The organism is Microbacterium sp. F01 (assembly GCF_056156365.1).
The window spans coordinates 467611-485363 of the sequence record NZ_CM149592.1 but is presented as its reverse complement, the minus strand read 5'-3'; the positions used below and the strand labels follow the sequence as shown (position 1 = coordinate 485363).

The following is a 17753-nucleotide window of genomic DNA, read 5'->3' as shown; positions in this document are numbered from 1 at the left end:
GACGCGGAGGGACGCACTCAGTCGTCGAGCCGCTGCCCGAGTTCGATGATGAGTCCCTCGGGGCCGCGCACGTAGCAGACGAGCCACTGGTCCTCGTAGTTCACGAGCTCGGCCATGGTGTCATACCCGGCGCCACGCACCTTGCCCAGCAGCGCCTCGACGTCGTCGACACGGTAGGCGAGATGGCGCAGCCCCAGCGTGTTCGACGGGAGATCGCCGACGGGTGCCGGGCTCTCGGGTCGCAGGAACTGTGAGAGCTCGATCGCTCCCGAGCCGTCGGGTGCGGTGAGGAACACCATCTCGACGTCGGTGCCGGTCAGCCCGTTGACCCGATCGGCCCACGTGCCCCCGACCCGCGCCTTCTCGCCGCGGCGGAACCCGAGCATCTCGAAGAAGTCCGCCACCGTCTCCAGATCCTGGACGATGACGCCGATGTGCTCGAAGCTGCGGACGCCCACCCTCGCGACCTTAGGCGCCGAACGGCGCCAGCGGTACCCCCTCGGAGCGGCAGGACGCGGGGCTACACTGCGGGCATGGCGGACGCGCCCGCGTATCGGATCTGGCCGCCGGTGGCGCTCGGAGTCCCGCTCGTGGCCGGGTGTGTCCTCACGGCCGTCTTGGGCGACCCGGTCGTCCTGCCGGTCGAGCTCTCGCGGGCGATCGCTCTGGTCCTCATCATGGCCTTCGCGCTGTGGAACGGCTGGGCGATGTGGCTCATGGCCCAGCACCGCACCGCACTGCTGCCCGGTGGGGCGACGCGGGTGATCCTCGATCGGGGCCCGTTCCGCGTGAGCCGCAACCCGCTGTACCTCGGTCTCATCGTGCTCGACATCGGACTGGCCCTGCTGTGGCGTTCTGGGCGCTCGTCTTCACACCACTGGGAGTGGCGGCTCTGTGGTGGGGTGCCATCGCGCCTGAAGAGCGCTACCTCAGCGAGAAGTTCGGCGCCGAGTACGACGACTACCGCGCGCGGGTGCGTCGCTGGCTGTAGCGGGCCGGGCTCAGCCGTCCGAGCTCGAAGGCGACGGCGTCGGCGTGTTCGCCGCCTCTTGCAGCTCGGAGATCGCCTGCTCGAACGCGGCGATGGTCGCAGCATCCACCGTCCCCGTCGGCTCGACGCCCAACTCGGTCTGGAAGGCCTGCACCGCTGCGGTCAGCTCGGGCGTCCAGACGCCGTCGACGGGGCCGTCCCAGAAGCCGACGAGCTTCAGCGTCTGCTGGATGGCGGCCGTCGTCGCGACCGATTCCTGCGCGGCAGCGCCGCCCAGCTCGGCCAGCCTCGCCTGCAGCGCCTCGGCGGTCGCCTTGTCGACGGTGCCCGTGACCGGCAGCCCGGCGGCCGTCTGCAGATCCTCGACCGCCTGGACCGTCAGCGGCCCGTACACGCCGTCGACGTCGCCCGTGTAGTACCCCGCGACGAGCAGCTCCTGCTGCAGCGCCGACGTGTACGCCCGCACGGCGGCCTCGGCCTGCACCGCCTGCTCGTCGGTCAGGCAGCCTGCATCGGCGAACAGCGCGAGCCACGCCATCTCGAGCGCGACCGCGGCGCTGTTGAACTGCTCGGCCGCGTCCGTCAGGGGCGTGTCGTCGGTGACGGATGCCTCGGCCGAAGCGAGCTCGGATTCCGCCTGCTTGACCCGCTCGACGGTCGCCGTCGGCGCCAGCGGTGTGCTCGACGGCTCGGCCGGCGCGGGTTCGCTGGGCGTGCCTGTCGGACCCGCCTGCGCCTCGGCAAGCGCGATCTGCGCCTCGACCAGCTCCTGCTGCGCGTCGTACAGTGCCTGGTTCGCCGCGACGGCCGCCTCGGCGCTGTCCACGGCGTCCTCGCGGGGCTCGGCGAGGTCCGCACCCGCGTTGCGGACATCGCCGACGGTCGGAGCGGTGTCGTTGAGCACGTCGCCGTAGCGGTCGAGCGCCTCGATGTAGTCCTGGCTCGCACCGCAGAACGCGCTCGACGCGGCGGTGAGCTCGGCCTGCGCGTCGGCGACAGCCTTCTCCTTCGCCGACACCTGCGCCTGTGCCCGCTCGACGGGGTCGGCGTCGCCGGCGCACCCGGCGAGGACGACGGCCGCGACCGCGCCCGCGATGATCATGGCGCCCAGACGCGCCGACACCCTGGTGAGATGCGTTCCCACGTCGCGCCCCCTCCTGAACCGAAGCCTGTGAGGCACATCATGGCACCGCGGCGCGTCGCGCCGCGTCACGCGGAGGGCACGAGTTCCCGTGTGTCGGATCCCCGATCCACCAGGGCGTCACGTCAGGTCCCGCAAGGCGGCATCCACCCTCGTCAGGGCGACCGGAAGAGACCGCCGCTCCCCATCACGCGGGCGGGGGTCACGAGGATGGTGACGCGGAGCGGGTTCACGCGGGGCTGGCGGTATCGCTCCGCGTAGAGGGCGACCGCGAGCGCGACCTCGTCGGGGTCGTCGAGCACCGTCGCAGTCCCTTGGAACGAGAGCCAGCGGGCGCCGTCGACCTGGCTGATCGTGGCGGTGCCGTCACGCCGCACGTTGCGGACCTTTTGCGAATCGCGCGATGTGATGATCCGCAGCGCCCCCTCGTGCAGTGTGAAGCCCACCGCGACCGCGTGGATGCCACCCCACGGCGCCAGTGTCGAGAGCGTGCCGATATGCCGTTCGCGCACGAATTCGACGCCCGCCTCCGACAGTTCCCTCACCCTCCCACGCTACCCGGCCGTGACGCGACAGGACTCCCGCCGGGCCCGCGCAGAACCTACAGTCGTTGAGGGACTCGAATATCCACCTCCAGCACCCCGAGGAGGAGGCAGGCATGGCGACCAGCATCCCGCTTTCGAGCGGAACACGGATGCCGCAGCTCGGCCTGGGCGTCTACCTCGTCACGGACGTCGCCCTCTGCGAGTCGAGCGTGAGGTCCGCCCTCGGCTCGGGGTACCGGCTCATCGACACCGCGGCCATCTACCGCAACGAGCGGGCCGTGGGCCGCGGCATCCGTTCGTCCGGAGTTCCCCGCGCGGAGATCTTCCTCACGACGAAGCTGTGGCCCTCGGACTACGGCTATGACAAGGCGCGCGCCGCGATCGGCGGCGCGCTCGAACGGCTCGACTGCGGACCCCTCGATCTGCTCCTGCTGCATCAGCCCGTCAGCGACGTGAAGGGCGCGTGGCGGGCGATGGAGGATGCCGTCGACCAAGGTGTCGTCCGGGCGATCGGGGTGAGCAACTTCACCGTGTCCGACCTGAAACGCCTGCTGTCCGTGGCGCGGATCCCGCCCGCTGTCGATCAAGTGGAGCTGCACCCGCACTGGCAGCAGCCCGAGCTGCTCCCCTACCTCACTCAGCACGCGATCGTGCCCGAGGCGTGGTACCCGCTCGGCCACGGATCGACCACGCTCCGGGCGGAACCGGCCGTCGTGGGAGCAGCCGCCGCGCACGGCAAGTCGGCGGTGCAGGTGATCCTGCGGTGGCACGTGCAGCGGGGATTCGTGGCGATCCCGAAGTCGACGAACCCCACGCACATCGCGGCGAACATCGACGTGTTCGACTTCGAGCTCAGCCCCGCCGAGATGGCCGGCATCGACGCGCTCGGCAAGGATCGCCCGATGTTTCGACTGCCCCGCTGGATGATGGCAGCCACCATGCCGCTGGCGCGCCCGCGACCGCTCGGGTAGGGCCACGGCGCTGCGCGGGTTCGACGCACGCCGGTCACCGCGAAAGACGCCGCGGCGCGGCATCCGTCCGCCCATCGATGACCGGTGCCCTCCAGGTCGACGGCCCGTGGATCATCAGCGACGTCGTCATGCCCTGTCTGAACGGGCTCAGCCGGTGCGGGTGCCGACGATGGTCGAGGGCGGGAACGGCCCGGCCTGCGCCGTGCCCGTCAGCCGGTCGCCGACGACGTGCAGTGTGACGGCCAGCGACATCGGCAGCGGTGCGACGAGATCGAGCGTGAACTCGGCGGTGTCGCCCGAGGCCTTACCGCCGCTGATCGCGATCGGGCCGGTGGGTCCGATCGCGGTGCCGCTGAGCGTCGTGCCGACCGTGGTCAGCGTGACATCGAAGTGATGAGAACCCGCCAACGTCGCAACCTCGAGCGCCCACTTGCCGTCGATAGCTGCCACGCCGACCTCTCCTTCGTCCCAACGACCGCGTGGCCGTCGAGCCCATTCTCCCGCAGGGCGGGGACGGCGGGGAGCATCGTCGTCCCAGTGAGTGTGCCGATGTCGACTGCCGTGCCAGGCACTGACGTCTTCAGCCGCCCGGTCCTGTCGGGTCGATCGGCGCGCCGTCGCCGTTCTCGGGCAGATCACCGCGCTCGACCGGCGCTGTGGGATCCATGGGGGCGTCGGAGAAGAGCACCTCGAGTTCCGCCGCCGATGGTGCATGGACGGACTGCGCCGCTGCCAGCAGATCCTCGGGCGGCGCGCCTGCCCCGCTCACTCGGATGAAAGAGCCATCGCGCACCACGACGTACTCGTGGACGTCCCCCGCCGACCGATGCCAGACGCCGTTCTCCTCCGTGCATGTCATCGCCGCTTCGACCGCCTCCTCGAGCGGCGTCGCGGCGCAGGTATCGGGCGTGAACTCCCCTCGATCAGTGCGGATCGTCAGCATCCCGCTCGTACTCGAGTTGACCCACGTCGCCGACATCCCGTCGGAATTGCTCCGCCCGACCGACTGCGGTGCCAGGTCGTATCCGTCGACCGCGGTCGTGAAGACGAGTTCGGGTGCGATGCCGAGGCTGCTCGCACTCTCGGCGACGAGAGCGGGATCGGCGGGCGCAGGCGCGTCATCAGCCCCCGTCGCGCAGGCAGTGGCCGTGAACGCGATGGCGGCGGCGACCATCGCGCTCAGGGCCAAACGGGAGCACGATGATCGACGCATGATCGGATCCTCCCATGCTGACCCGCGCCCAGAGGATCTGACCTCGAATATTGGGGGGTTAACGCGAAATGGCCACCCTGCTTTGGGTGGCCATTTCGTGAATGGGTGTCCGGCGGTGTCCTACTCTCCCACAGGGTCCCCCCTGCAGTACCATCGGCGCTGAGAGGCTTAGCTTCCGGGTTCGGAATGGGACCGGGCGTTTCCCTCTCGCTATGGCCGCCGAAACTCTTTCGATGTTTCAGGTGTTCACAACGTGAAAGTCTTCTGTTCAGTTGCGGTGTCCCGACCGTACATCGGGAACCACTCAGTGGACGCGAGCTATCTCACCCCACCCGCAGGGGTGGGGGGAAGTGTTTTCAAGTCATCGGCTTATTAGTACCAGTCAGCTGCACACGTTGCCGTGCTTCCACATCTGGCCTATCAACCCAGTAGTCTGGCTGGGAGCCTCTCACCCCGAAGGGTATGGAAGTCTCATCTTGAGGCCGGCTTCCCGCTTAGATGCTTTCAGCGGTTATCCATCCCGAACGTAGCTAACCAGCGGTGCACTTGGCAGTACAACTGGCACACCAGAGGTTCGTCCAACCCGGTCCTCTCGTACTAGGGTCAGATCCTCTCAAACTTCCTACGCGCGCAGCGGATAGGGACCGAACTGTCTCACGACGTTCTAAACCCAGCTCGCGTACCGCTTTAATGGGCGAACAGCCCAACCCTTGGGACCTACTCCAGCCCCAGGATGCGACGAGCCGACATCGAGGTGCCAAACCATGCCGTCGATATGGACTCTTGGGCAAGATCAGCCTGTTATCCCCGAGGTACCTTTTATCCGTTGAGCGACAGCGCTTCCACAAGCCACTGCCGGATCACTAGTCCCGACTTTCGTCCCTGCTCGACCTGTCAGTCTCACAGTCAAGCTCCCTTGTGCACTTACACTCGCCACCTGATTGCCAACCAGGTTGAGGGAACCTTTGGGCGCCTCCGTTACTTTTTGGGAGGCAACCGCCCCAGTTAAACTACCCACCAGGCACTGTCCCTGAACCGGATTACGGTTCGAAGTTAGATATCCAGAGTGACCAGAGTGGTATTTCAACAACGACTCCACCATGACTGGCGTCATAGCTTCACAGTCTCCCACCTATCCTACACAAGCCACACCGAACACCAATACCAAGCTGTAGTAAAGGTCACGGGGTCTTTCCGTCCTGCTGCGCGTAACGAGCATCTTTACTCGTATTGCAATTTCGCCGAGTTCGCGGTTGAGACAGTTGGGAAGTCGTTACGCCATTCGTGCAGGTCGGAACTTACCCGACAAGGAATTTCGCTACCTTAGGATGGTTATAGTTACCACCGCCGTTTACTGGGGCTTAAATTCTGAGCTTCGCCTTGCGGCTAACCCGTCCTCTTAACCTTCCAGCACCGGGCAGGCGTCAGTCCGTATACATCGTCTTGCGACTTGGCACGGACCTGTGTTTTTAGTAAACAGTCGCTACCCACTAGTCTCTGCGGCCACCACACCCTTTTCCAGGCAAGCTGGTATAAGTGGATGGCCCCCCTTCTCCCGAAGTTACGGGGGCATTTTGCCGAGTTCCTTAACCACGATTCTCTCGATCTCCTCGGTATTCTCTACCTGACCACCTGAGTCGGTTTGGGGTACGGGCGGCTAGAACCTCGCGTCGATGCTTTTCTCGGCAGCATAGGATCACCCACTTTTCATCCGCATCGTGTCTCAGCCACACGAGTCACGGATTTGCCTATGACTCGGCCTACGCACTTGCCCCGGGACAACCATCGCCCGGGATGGGCTACCTTCCTGCGTCACACCTGTTAATACGCTAACCGCACCAGCATGGGGTCGTACGCTAGGCCCCACGCCATCACCCGAAGGATCCGGTCATGGGGATTCAGATACTTAGCACTACTGGATTGATTGGGGCGGTTCTTCGCCGGTACGGGAATATCAACCCGTTGTCCATCGACTACGCCTGTCGGCCTCGCCTTAGGTCCCGACTTACCCAGGGAAGATTAGCTTGACCCTGGAACCCTTGGTCTTTCGGAGGACGTGTTTCTCACACGTCTTTCGCTACTCATGCCTGCATTCTCACTCGTGTAGCGTCCACGGCTGGGTCACCCCGCCGCTTCACTCGCCACACGACGCTCTCCTACCCATCAACACGGCTGGACCACGAAGGCCTACCAATAATGTCAATGCCACAACTTCGGTGGCGTGCTTGAGCCCCGTTACATTGTCGGCGCGGAATCACTTGACCAGTGAGCTATTACGCACTCTTTCAAGGGTGGCTGCTTCTAAGCCAACCTCCTGGTTGTCTAAGCAACTCCACATCCTTTCCCACTTAGCACGCGCTTAGGGACCTTAGATGGTGGTCTGGGTTGTTTCCCTCTCGACTATGAAGCTTATCCCCCACAGTCTCACTGCTGCGCTCTCACTTACCGGCATTCGGAGTTTGGCTGACGTCAGTAACCTTGTAGGGCCCATCGGCCATCCAGTAGCTCTACCTCCGGCAAGAAACACGCAACGCTGCACCTAAATGCATTTCGGAGAGAACCAGCTATCACGAAGTTTGATTGGCCTTTCACCCCTATCCACAGCTCATCCCCTCAGTTTTCAACCTAAGTGGGTTCGGCCCTCCACGACGTCTTACCGTCGCTTCAGCCTGGCCATGGATAGATCACTTCGCTTCGGGTCTAGGACATGCGACTAAAATCGCCCTATTCAGACTCGCTTTCGCTACGGCTACCCCACCCGGGTTAACCTCGCCACATATCGCTAACTCGCAGGCTCATTCTTCAAAAGGCACGCTGTCACACCTACCAGGGGTGCTCCAACGGTTTGTAAGCAAACGGTTTCAGGTACTATTTCACTCCCCTCCCGGGGTACTTTTCACCTTTCCCTCACGGTACTTGTCCGCTATCGGTCATCTGGGAGTATTTAGGCTTATCAGGTGGTCCTGACAGATTCACACGGGATTTCTCGGGCCCCGTGCTACTTGGGATACTCTCCACGCTGCGTCCGACATTTCGATTACGGGGCTGGCACCCACTCTGGCCGGCCTTTCAAGACCGTTCATCTATATCGACGCATCACGTTCACCACTCGGCAGAATGATACGGAAAGTCCCACGACCCCTCACATGCAACTCCTGCCGGATATCACACACATAAGGTTTAGCCTCATCCGATTTCGCTCGCCACTACTCACGGAATCACGGTTGTTTTCTCTTCCTGTGGGTACTGAGATGTTTCACTTCCCCACGTTCCCTCTACCCGCCCTATATATTCAGGCGGGAGTCACTAGGTCGGCACGCCGCCCAGCGGGGTTTCCCCATTCGGACACCCTCGGATCAAAACTTGCTTATCAGTTCCCCGAGGCTTATCGCAGATTGCTACGTCCTTCTTCGGCTCCAGATGCCAAGGCATCCACCGTTTGCTCTTAAAGACTTGAAAACATGAGAATCAAAAACTCAACCACACTCCCCCCAAAGGAAGAGTGCGAAAGAAATTGACTAATGATCTTTAAGATCATCAACACAAAACAACCCCCAAAAGGGTCATCTTGCAAAGATGCTCGCGTCCACTGTGTAGTTCTCAAAGTACGGGCGGCACTTCCCCCACCCACCAGCCAAGCCGGCAGCAAGGAAAGCCCAGAAGTCACGTCCCCCACACCCCACCCAAACGGTGAGCATGCGGCGTCCGGTCCCTCAGGACCCAACAGCGTGCAGGCACCCCGCTCACCCACCCCCACCCTCCAACCCCACCCCGAAGGATGCGGCGTACTAGTAGGAATCAGTCGCGCTGATGCCATGTCAAATGTTCCACCCACGAGCCCCCACCAGGAACATTCGTCCCGGCTGAGGTTCCTGCAACCCCGAAGAGTTGAGGTGCTCCTTAGAAAGGAGGTGATCCAGCCGCACCTTCCGGTACGGCTACCTTGTTACGACTTAGTCCTAATTACCGATCCCACCTTCGACGGCTCCCTCCACAAGGGTTGGGCCACCGGCTTCAGGTGTTACCGACTTTCATGACTTGACGGGCGGTGTGTACAAGACCCGGGAACGTATTCACCGCAGCGTTGCTGATCTGCGATTACTAGCGACTCCGACTTCATGAGGTCGAGTTGCAGACCTCAATCCGAACTGGGACCGGCTTTTTGGGATTCGCTCCACCTCACGGTATTGCAGCCCTTTGTACCGGCCATTGTAGCATGCGTGAAGCCCAAGACATAAGGGGCATGATGATTTGACGTCATCCCCACCTTCCTCCGAGTTGACCCCGGCAGTATCCCATGAGTTCCCACCATAACGTGCTGGCAACATAGAACGAGGGTTGCGCTCGTTGCGGGACTTAACCCAACATCTCACGACACGAGCTGACGACAACCATGCACCACCTGTTCACCAGTGTCCAAAGAGTTGACCATTTCTGGCCCGTTCTGGTGTATGTCAAGCCTTGGTAAGGTTCTTCGCGTTGCATCGAATTAATCCGCATGCTCCGCCGCTTGTGCGGGTCCCCGTCAATTCCTTTGAGTTTTAGCCTTGCGGCCGTACTCCCCAGGCGGGGAACTTAATGCGTTAGCTGCGTCACGGAATCCGTGGAAAGGACCCCACAACTAGTTCCCAACGTTTACGGGGTGGACTACCAGGGTATCTAAGCCTGTTTGCTCCCCACCCTTTCGCTCCTCAGCGTCAGTTACGGCCCAGAGATCTGCCTTCGCCATCGGTGTTCCTCCTGATATCTGCGCATTCCACCGCTACACCAGGAATTCCAATCTCCCCTACCGCACTCTAGTCTGCCCGTACCCACTGCAGGCCCGAGGTTGAGCCTCGGGATTTCACAGCAGACGCGACAAACCGCCTACGAGCTCTTTACGCCCAATAATTCCGGATAACGCTTGCGCCCTACGTATTACCGCGGCTGCTGGCACGTAGTTAGCCGGCGCTTTTTCTGCAAGTACCGTCACAAAAGCTTCTTCCTTGCTAAAAGAGGTTTACAACCCGAAGGCCGTCATCCCTCACGCGGCGTTGCTGCATCAGGCTTCCGCCCATTGTGCAATATTCCCCACTGCTGCCTCCCGTAGGAGTCTGGGCCGTGTCTCAGTCCCAGTGTGGCCGGTCACCCTCTCAGGCCGGCTACCCGTCGACGCCTTGGTGAGCCATTACCTCACCAACAAGCTGATAGGCCGCGAGCCCATCCCAGACCAAAAAATCTTTCCAACCCCCACCATGCGATAGAGGCTCATATCCAGTATTAGACGCCGTTTCCAGCGCTTATCCCAGAGTCCAGGGCAGGTTGCTCACGTGTTACTCACCCGTTCGCCACTGATCCACCAAGCAAGCTTGGCTTCACCGTTCGACTTGCATGTGTTAAGCACGCCGCCAGCGTTCATCCTGAGCCAGGATCAAACTCTCCATAAAAAAATGATGCCCACCAGAACCGGGAAAACAGCTCACAGCAGACGAGTTCAACCATGACCAAAAACGAATATCAAACTGACATCCATGAATTGATCCAAAAAAGACCCCCACCAACCAGCAAAAAACTGATCGACAGAGAAAAAAATTGGCATTTGACAAGTGCACGCTGTTGAGTTCTCAAAGATCGGACGCACCAACCAGCAACGAATCCCACGGACCCGCAACCCAGCTGGGCAACTTCACTATCCTACCTCGCCGAAGCGATCCGGTCAAACTGACCAAAACCCTCCGAACAAGGCTTCCACCACTCTCGCAAGCGAGTGATCCGACAAGCGGATCCTGTGTGGTGGAGGTCGTTCGCTACTTGAGGGGAGCGAGACCTTCCGGCCTTCTGCTCTACCCTTTGGGGCGAACGTGAATACTCTACACACGAAGGCCGCCCTCGGCCAAATCGACGCCGTGCCGACCGCTCGCGGCGTTCCCTTGCCGCTTCCCAAACGCAGATCAGCCCCGCAGAAAGCGGGGCTGATCTGGTGTGAAGATGGCGGTGACGGTGGGATTTGAACCCACGGTAGGGGGTTACCCTACACAACTTTTCGAGAGTTGCACCTTCGGCCGCTCGGACACGTCACCGCCGACAAGCTTACGACACGAAAACGGATGCCGCGAATCGGCGCCGAGCGCCGGGCGACGAGCACCCGCGAAGGCCGCAGCCCGCACCTCACGCATCCAGGAAGGAGTGGTGGTGGTACCCCTCGGGGTCGAGCACCGCGACGGTCGACTCGGGGACCTCGAGGAACACACCCGGCAGGTCGTTGAGCGGCTCCGATACCACGACGTGCGCGTGATCGCCGAAGAGCGACAGACGCTCGGCGTCGGGATACATGGACCGGATCGTCGGCACATCCGCGGAATGGAACAGCGTGCGGGAGCGTCCCTGCGACGAGTAGCGGAACGCCCACACCGTCTCGCCGTCCGACACGGCGATCGTCCCCTGCATGGGGAACTTCACACCCGCGGCGTGACCCGCCTCCTCCACGCGGCGCACGGCAGCCGCCATCGCGGCGATCGGATCGTCGGTCAGCCCGAAGGTCACGGCGAGATGGAAGAGGACCTCACTGTCGGTCGTCCCCTGAATGAGCGGAAACAGCGCGGGATCGACGGCCAGGGCGAGCTCACGTCTGATGAGACCGAACTGCGAGATCGCCCCGTTGTGCATGAACAGCCACTGGTCGTGGCGGAACGGGTGGCAGTTGGTCTGCTGAATCGGCGGTCCGGCGGCCGCGCGCACGTGCGCGAAGAAGAGTGGGCTTGTGACCGCCCGGCTGACCTCGCGGAGATTCTGATCGTTCCAAGCCGGCTCGATGCTGCGAAAGACGAACGGATGCCTCGCCCCCGCGGCATCCGCTTCTCGACCGTCCGCCGGATACCAGCCGAACCCGAAGCCGTCGCCGTTGACGGTCTCGGCGCCGAGCGGTGAGTTCTGCGACATGGCGACGACCGAGTGCTGGGCGTCGAGGATGAGGGCGGCCGGCTGGAGCGGCTCTCCCGTATAGGCAAGCCAGCGGCACATCACGACTCCTGGAAAGGTTCGACTCGGTGCGTCGCGGCGCGGCGCTGGCGTCATCGTACGACCGGGCGCCGCCCCGCACACCCTGGATCGTGCGAGCGCCCCGGTGTCGCCGGGCGGGGCTAGCGTGGGGCCGTGACCGACGAGCACTCCGCATCCGTCGCGGACCGCACGAGCACCACCCAGCGGTACGTGCTGTGGATCGCCGTGCTCGCGTCGTTCGTGGCCTTCCTCGACGGCACGATCGTGAACGTCGCCCTGCCGGCGATCAGCGACGAACTGGGCGGCGGCATCACCACGCAGCAGTGGGTCGTCGACGCCTACCTCATCACGCTCGGCGCGCTGATCCTCGTCGCAGGATCCGTGAGCGACGCGTACGGGCGGGTGCTGGTGCTGCGCATCGGGCTGATCGGCTTCGGGGTCGCGTCCCTCGCGATCGCGGCCGCCCCGACGGCGGAGTTCCTCATCGTCGCCCGGGGAGTGCAGGGAGCCGCCGGCGCATTCCTCGTGCCGAGCTCCCTGGCGCTCATCACCTCCAACTTCAGCGGACCGGCGCAGAGCCGCGCCATCGGCATCTGGACGGCGATGACCACCTCCGCGATGATCGTCGGCCCGCTGCTCGGCGGCATTCTGGTCGACTTCGCCTCGTGGCGCTGGGCCTTCCTCATCAATGTCGTGCCGATCGGCATCACCCTCGTCCTGCTCGCTCGGGGCGGCTTCCGCGACACCCGGCATCCCGATGCGTCGATCGACTGGGTCGGCGCGGCGCTGTGCACCCTCGGTCTCGGCGGCATGGTCTACGCGCTCATCGAGCAGCCCACCCAGGGGTGGGCCTCCCCCGCGATCTGGCTGCCGCTCGTCCTCGGCGCGGCGCTCTTCCTCGCGTTCGTGCTGCGTCAGCGCACAGTGAAGCATCCGATCCTGCCGCTCGACCTGTTCCGCGTGCGCAACTTCTGGACGGGCAACGTCGCGACCACGTTCATCTACGGGGCGCTCGCGCTCAACGGACTCGTCGTCGTCGTGTATCTGCAGGAAGGAGCGGGCCTGTCTGCGACCCTCGCCGGACTCGCGAGCCTGCCGATGACGATCCTCATGATCCTCTTCAGCTCCCGCGTCGGCGCACTCAGCGGCAGGTGGGGGCCGCGGTTCTTCATGACGGCGGGCCCGGTCACGATGGGCATCGGCGCCCTGCTGCTCCTCACGGTCGGCACCGACTTCTCCTATTGGTGGCAGGTGCTGCCGAGCATGATCGTGATGGGCGCCGGCCTCGCGCTCACGGTGGCGCCGCTCACGTCGGCGATCCTCGGCGCCATCGAGCCCGAACGCTCGGGCATCGCCTCCGCGGTGAACAACGCAGTGGCGCGCGTCGCAGGACTCATCGCCATCGCCCTGCTCGCCACCATCGTCGGCGGCGCACTCGACCTCGAAGGCTTCCACCGTGCTGCCATCGTCACGGCCGCGCTCATGATCGCCGGCGGGATCACCTCGTTCTTCGGCATCCGCAATCCGGTTCGTTCACACGACCCGTCGGCAGAACCGGCATAGACCCGGCGATCCACGGTGGCTCGCAGCATCCGTGGACTGCAAGACTGACCGCATGGCCGTCATCGAGAATTCGAAAGTCACCATCGTCGGAGCCGGCAGCGTCGGCTCGAGCGCCGCGTATGCCGCGCTCATCCGCGGTTCCGCCCGCCACGTCGCCCTGTACGACATCGCCACGCAGAAGGTCGAGGCCGAGGTTCTCGACCTTGCGCACGGCACCCAGTTCACGGGCACGACCGACATCATCGGCGGCAGCGACCTGTCGGTGGTCGAGGGCTCGCACGTCGTCGTCATCACGGCCGGCGCGAAGCAGAACCCGGGCCAGACTCGCATCGAGCTCGCCGGCGTGAACGCCGGGATCATGAAGAAGATGATGCCGCAGCTCTTGAGCGTGGCACCCGACGCGATCTATGTGATCGTCACGAACCCCTGCGACGTGCTGACCGTGCTCGCGCAGGAGGAGACGGGCCTGCCACCCGAGCGGATCTTCGCCTCGGGCACCGTGCTCGACACCTCGCGCCTGCGCTGGAAGCTCGGGGAGCGTGCCGGCGTCTCGACCTCCAGCGTGCACGCGTACATCGTCGGCGAGCACGGCGACACCGAGTTCCCGCTGTGGTCGAAGGCGACGATCGGCACCGTCCCGATCCTCGAGTGGGTGACGCCCCGCGGCGACCGCATGACCGTCGAGGAGCTCGACCAGATCGCCATCGACGTGCGCGACGCCGCCTACAAGGTGATCCAGGGCAAGGGCGCGACGAACTACGCGATCGGCCTGTCGAGCGCCCGCATCATCGAGGCGATCCTGAACGATGAGCGTGCAGTCATGCCGGTCTCGCCGGTGCTGCGCGACTTCCACGGCGTCGACGGCGTCGCCCTCTCGGTGCCGTCGGTCGTGAGCGCGGCCGGTGCCGTGCCGATCCTCCAGACGCAGTTCGACGACAAGGAGCTCGGGCTGTTCCATGCCTCCGCCGACGCGCTCAAACAGGTGGCCGACTCGCTGCGCGGCTGAGCCGGCGGACGTGAGGGGAACGGATGCTGCGGGCCGCAGCATCCGTTCCCCTCATGCGAACAGGCGGGCGAGGTTCTCGAGCGACGAAGCGAGACCCTCGGCGTGGTCTGCGGGAGAGATGCCGGCGGGGACGTCGGTCGCCTCGACGGTGACGAGGGTGGAGCCGTGGCGCGGCTCGAAGCTCCACGTCATCGTCATGGTGCCGGCGAAAGCGGGGTCGTCGGAGGGAAAGTCGATCGCCTCGATGATCCAGTGGGGCGGCGCGAGCTCGACACGGCGCACGTCGGCGACGTCGGAATCCGCCGCCGCCTTTCCGCCACCCTCGGGTGCCTCGTCGTAGGTCAGCACCATGCGGTACCCGGTCACCGGGTCGAACCGCTCGAAGCGGCCGGTCATCCCGGACGGCGGCAGCCACGCGAGAAGCTGTTCCGCGTCCGTGAAGGCCGCGAACACGCGCTCGGGGGCGGCGGCGATGAGACGGGATGCCGAGTCCACACGCATGCGGTCAACCTACGCCTCGACCGGACCTGCGCGGGCCTTGCGGGCGATGTCGCGGGCCGGACGTAGGCTCATCGCATGCCCGCTGCCCGACGCCCGACGCAGACCGCCCCGTACCGGTGCACCGAGTGCGGCTGGACCACGCTCAAGTGGGTCGGGCGCTGCGGCGAGTGCCAGCAGTGGGGCACGGTCGTCGAGACGGCCGAGCAGACCGGCATCCTCCGATCGGTGACGCCGGTGTCTCCCGGGACGGGGCGTGCGGCGCAGCCGATCACGCGGATCGACACGACCGACTCCCCGCGGCGCACCACGGGCGTCGGCGAGTTCGACCGTGTCCTCGGGGGCGGGCTCGTGCCCGGCGCTGCGATCCTGCTGTCGGGCGAGCCGGGCGTCGGCAAGTCCACGCTGCTGCTGGAGGTCGCTGCGCAGTCCGCGAAGGCCGGGCGCCGCGTTCTGTACGCGAGTGCCGAGGAGTCCACCGCCCAGGTTCGGCTGCGGGCCGAACGCACCGGCGCGTTGCACGACGAGCTGTACCTCGCGAGCGAGACCGACCTCGCGACGATCCTCGGTCACGTCGACGACGTGGCGCCCGACCTCCTCATCGTCGACTCGGTGCAGACGGTGTCGTCGGCCCTGTCGGAGGGCATGGCGGGGCATCCGTCGCAGGTGCGCGAGGTCGCGGCGACGCTCATCCGCGTCGCGAAGGAGCGCGGGCTGCCGACCATCATCGTCGGCCACGTCACGAAGGACGGCTCGATCGCGGGCCCCCGCATCCTCGAGCACCTGGTCGACGTGGTGTGCCAGTTCGAGGGCGACCGGCAGACGTCGCTGCGGTTCGTGCGGGCGCTCAAGAACCGCTTCGGGCCGACGGACGAGGTCGGATGCTTCGACATGACCGGCGCCGGCATCGCCGAGGTGCCCGACCCCAGCGCGCTGTTCCTCGGGCACGGCAGCACCGAGCCGGGCACGTGCGTATCGATCGCGCTCGAAGGGCGCCGCGCGTTGCCGGTCGAGGTGCAGGCGCTCACGATCGACAGCAAGTCGGGCAACCCGAGGCGCATCGTGAACGGTGTCGATGCCGCGCGCGTCGCGACCGTGCTCGCGGTGCTCGAGAAGCGGATGAAGATCAAGACCTCGGATCAAGACGTCTACGTCTCGACGGTCGGCGGGGTGAGATTCGCCGAACCGGCGGCCGACCTCGCGATCGCGCTGGCCGTCGCCAGCGCGGTCGAGGGATGGACGATTCCCCGGCACATCGCCGTGATCGGCGAACTGAGCCTCGCCGGCGAGGTGCGGCCCGTCACCCAGGCGACGCAGCGGCGCAGCGAGGGAGCGCGTCTCGGCTACCGGGACGTCATCGATCACCGCTCGGGATCACTGGGCGGCGCCGTCAGCGACGTCCGGGTCCGGTCCAAGGGCCGACCGGGGGAAGACATCCCCGAGTTCTGAGGTTCGGCCGGTTCGCTCAGCGGCCGCGAGGCCGGCGCCGACGCCCAGGGTCGACATATCCGAGCACGATGGGGATCACCAGTCCGGCCGCGCACACGATTCCGACGAGCAGGAATTCCACCCGGCGAGTCTGCCCCGTCGTCCCCGAGGATGCAAACCGTTCGTTCGGAGTGTCGCCGGGTCGAGGGCTGGGGTCAGGCGTCGAGCGCGGCGATCAGGTCGGCGGGCGCGGCCTGCAGCGGGTGCGGACCGGCGATGTCGAAGAAGACGGTGGTGATCTCGTCCTCGTGCGCCCCGAGGAAGGCGCGCAGCCAGGCCGGCGACTGCAGCGCGACGCCCGGAGGAAGCGTCTCGGGCTTGTGGGAGGCGTCGCTGAAGAGCAGCAGCGCGACGTCGCCGGTCTTCGCGTCGCGATAGGTCCACACCTCGCCGACGTCGAGCGGGTTGTCGCGGTGGCCGGGCCGCATCAGCGGCACGACGGTCGGGCCGTGGCGCAGGGCGAACGCGACCGCCGCCATGTCCTGCGTCTGGAGCGCGTCGCCGAGCTGAGTGTTGCGGAACTCCGCCGCTCCGGCCTTCTTCACGCGCTTCTTGGCTGCCACCCGTCCAGCGTAATCGCCCGCAGAACCGGTGACGGTGCGCGACCTCAGGCGAGGAAGCCGCGCAGCAGCGCCTCCGAACCGCCGAGGTGTTCGAGGATGGCGGCTTCCGCAGCATCCGGTCGCCCCGCGAGGATCGCGGTGACGATGCGCTCGTGCTGCATGTTGGAGTGCTCGATGTTGCGCGGTAACAGCGGGAACGTGTCGAGCCATTCGTTCACGCGCGCGCGGTTCTCGGCGGCGAGGGCGACGAGCGACGGGATGCCCGCGAGCTGGGCGATCGTCAGATGCAGCAGTGTGTCGAGCCGGCGATAGTCGGATTCGGATGCCTCGGCCACGACCTCGTACCGCGCCCACAGCTCGTCGCGCGCGGCGGCGTCGAGCGTGCGTCCGGCGGCGGCGCGGGCCGCGCCGGCCTCGAGCACGCGGCGAAGCCCGAGGACGTCCTCGAGCTCAGCGGTCGTGACATCGCGGGGATGCGGCGGCTGCGGCAGCGGATCAGCGACGAACGTGCCGCCGTAACGGCCGCGCCGGCGCACCAGGTAGCCGGTGTCGGCGAGCTCGCGGATCGCCTCGCGCACCGTGTCGCGGCTCACGGCGTACAGCACGGCGAGCTCGCGCTCCGACGGCAGCGACTCCCCCGGCGCGACCACACCGAGCCGGATGGTCTGCACCAGACGGGCGACGGTGTCTTCGAGCGCGTTGCCCTCGCGCACCGGCCGGTACACGGCCTTGCGCACCTCATGCAGGGGGGCGTCGGTCATACGCGCCCTCTTTCGCGCCCACAACTCGGGCTGGG

Annotated in this window: 14 protein-coding genes, 1 tRNA gene and 3 rRNA genes; 5 read left to right on the top strand and 13 right to left on the bottom strand. The window is 65.4% G+C overall.

Features of this window, described 5'->3' with window-relative positions; translation table 11 throughout:
* Window positions 1-17 precede the first annotated feature (17 nt).
* The gene (locus tag ACVN90_RS02145) at window positions 18-458 is read right to left on the bottom strand and encodes a VOC family protein (protein ID WP_475100543.1); all 441 of its coding nucleotides are present in this window, start codon (window positions 456-458) and stop codon (window positions 18-20) included.
* A gap of 389 nt (window positions 459-847) precedes the next feature.
* Between ACVN90_RS02145 and ACVN90_RS02140 the strand changes: the two genes are divergently transcribed.
* On the top strand, window positions 848-991 hold the full coding sequence (locus ACVN90_RS02140) for a methyltransferase family protein (protein ID WP_475100542.1): 144 nt from the start codon (window positions 848-850) through the stop codon (window positions 989-991).
* Between the two features lie 10 nt (window positions 992-1001).
* On the opposite strand, the gene ACVN90_RS02135 is transcribed toward ACVN90_RS02140, so the two are convergent.
* Together ACVN90_RS02135 and ACVN90_RS02130 are read right to left on the bottom strand one after the other, a co-directional pair.
* Window positions 1002-2135 (bottom strand): peptidoglycan-binding domain-containing protein, encoded by a 1134-nt coding sequence (locus ACVN90_RS02135; protein ID WP_475100541.1) that lies wholly within the window; start codon window positions 2133-2135, stop codon window positions 1002-1004.
* Window positions 2136-2287: 152 nt separating this feature from the next.
* A complete protein-coding gene (locus tag ACVN90_RS02130) occupies window positions 2288-2677 on the bottom strand; it encodes a PPOX class F420-dependent oxidoreductase (RefSeq protein ID WP_475100539.1) in 390 nt (129 codons plus the stop codon).
* Between the two features lie 113 nt (window positions 2678-2790).
* On the opposite strand from ACVN90_RS02130, the gene ACVN90_RS02125 reads away from it, so the two are divergent.
* Window positions 2791-3648: an aldo/keto reductase gene (locus tag ACVN90_RS02125; protein WP_475100538.1), complete on the top strand. Its 858-nt coding sequence runs from the start codon at window positions 2791-2793 to the stop codon at window positions 3646-3648.
* A 147-nt stretch (window positions 3649-3795) separates the two neighbouring features.
* Here ACVN90_RS02125 and ACVN90_RS02120 read toward each other — a convergent pair whose 3' ends face one another.
* From ACVN90_RS02120 to ACVN90_RS02090, 7 genes are all read right to left on the bottom strand, one after another.
* The gene (locus ACVN90_RS02120; protein WP_475100537.1) at window positions 3796-4098 is read right to left on the bottom strand and encodes a hypothetical protein; all 303 of its coding nucleotides are present in this window, start codon (window positions 4096-4098) and stop codon (window positions 3796-3798) included.
* A 130-nt stretch (window positions 4099-4228) separates the two neighbouring features.
* A complete protein-coding gene (locus tag ACVN90_RS02115; protein ID WP_475100536.1) occupies window positions 4229-4861 on the bottom strand; it encodes a hypothetical protein in 633 nt (210 codons plus the stop codon).
* A 107-nt stretch (window positions 4862-4968) separates the two neighbouring features.
* Window positions 4969-5085, bottom strand: a 5S ribosomal RNA gene (rrf, locus tag ACVN90_RS02110).
* 128 nt (window positions 5086-5213) lie between these two features.
* A 23S ribosomal RNA gene (locus ACVN90_RS02105) occupies window positions 5214-8320 on the bottom strand.
* A gap of 445 nt (window positions 8321-8765) precedes the next feature.
* Window positions 8766-10287 (bottom strand): 16S ribosomal RNA (locus ACVN90_RS02100).
* The 16S, 23S and 5S rRNA genes sit together here, the layout of an rRNA operon.
* Window positions 10288-10829: 542 nt before the next feature.
* Window positions 10830-10920, bottom strand: a tRNA-Ser gene (locus tag ACVN90_RS02095).
* Between the two features lie 88 nt (window positions 10921-11008).
* Window positions 11009-11860 carry a class II glutamine amidotransferase gene (locus ACVN90_RS02090; RefSeq protein ID WP_475100534.1) on the bottom strand — a complete coding sequence of 284 codons (852 nt, stop codon included), beginning with the start codon at window positions 11858-11860 and terminating at the stop codon, window positions 11009-11011.
* Window positions 11861-11992: 132 nt separating this feature from the next.
* Here ACVN90_RS02090 and ACVN90_RS02085 point away from each other — a divergent pair, with 132 nt between their 5' ends.
* Together ACVN90_RS02085 and ACVN90_RS02080 are read left to right on the top strand one after the other, a co-directional pair.
* On the top strand, window positions 11993-13402 hold the full coding sequence (locus tag ACVN90_RS02085; protein WP_475100532.1) for an MFS transporter: 1410 nt from the start codon (window positions 11993-11995) through the stop codon (window positions 13400-13402).
* A 52-nt stretch (window positions 13403-13454) separates the two neighbouring features.
* Window positions 13455-14408, top strand: a complete 954-nt coding sequence (locus ACVN90_RS02080; protein WP_475100531.1) for an L-lactate dehydrogenase — start codon at window positions 13455-13457, stop codon at window positions 14406-14408.
* 51 nt (window positions 14409-14459) lie between these two features.
* Here the strand turns inward: ACVN90_RS02080 and ACVN90_RS02075 are convergent, their stop codons facing one another.
* The gene (locus ACVN90_RS02075; RefSeq protein WP_475100530.1) at window positions 14460-14909 is read right to left on the bottom strand and encodes an SRPBCC domain-containing protein; all 450 of its coding nucleotides are present in this window, start codon (window positions 14907-14909) and stop codon (window positions 14460-14462) included.
* Window positions 14910-14984: 75 nt separating this feature from the next.
* On the opposite strand from ACVN90_RS02075, the gene radA reads away from it, so the two are divergent.
* Window positions 14985-16355 (top strand): DNA repair protein RadA, encoded by a 1371-nt coding sequence (gene radA, locus ACVN90_RS02070; protein WP_475100529.1) that lies wholly within the window; start codon window positions 14985-14987, stop codon window positions 16353-16355.
* A gap of 194 nt (window positions 16356-16549) precedes the next feature.
* On the opposite strand, the gene ACVN90_RS02065 is transcribed toward radA, so the two are convergent.
* Together ACVN90_RS02065 and ACVN90_RS02060 are read right to left on the bottom strand one after the other, a co-directional pair.
* Entirely contained in the window at window positions 16550-16957 is a 408-nt protein-coding gene (locus ACVN90_RS02065; protein ID WP_475100528.1) for a dehydrogenase, read from the bottom strand.
* 44 nt (window positions 16958-17001) lie between these two features.
* Window positions 17002-17718, bottom strand: a complete 717-nt coding sequence (locus ACVN90_RS02060; RefSeq protein WP_475100527.1) for a FadR/GntR family transcriptional regulator — start codon at window positions 17716-17718, stop codon at window positions 17002-17004.
* Between the last annotated feature and the right edge of the window lie 35 nt (window positions 17719-17753).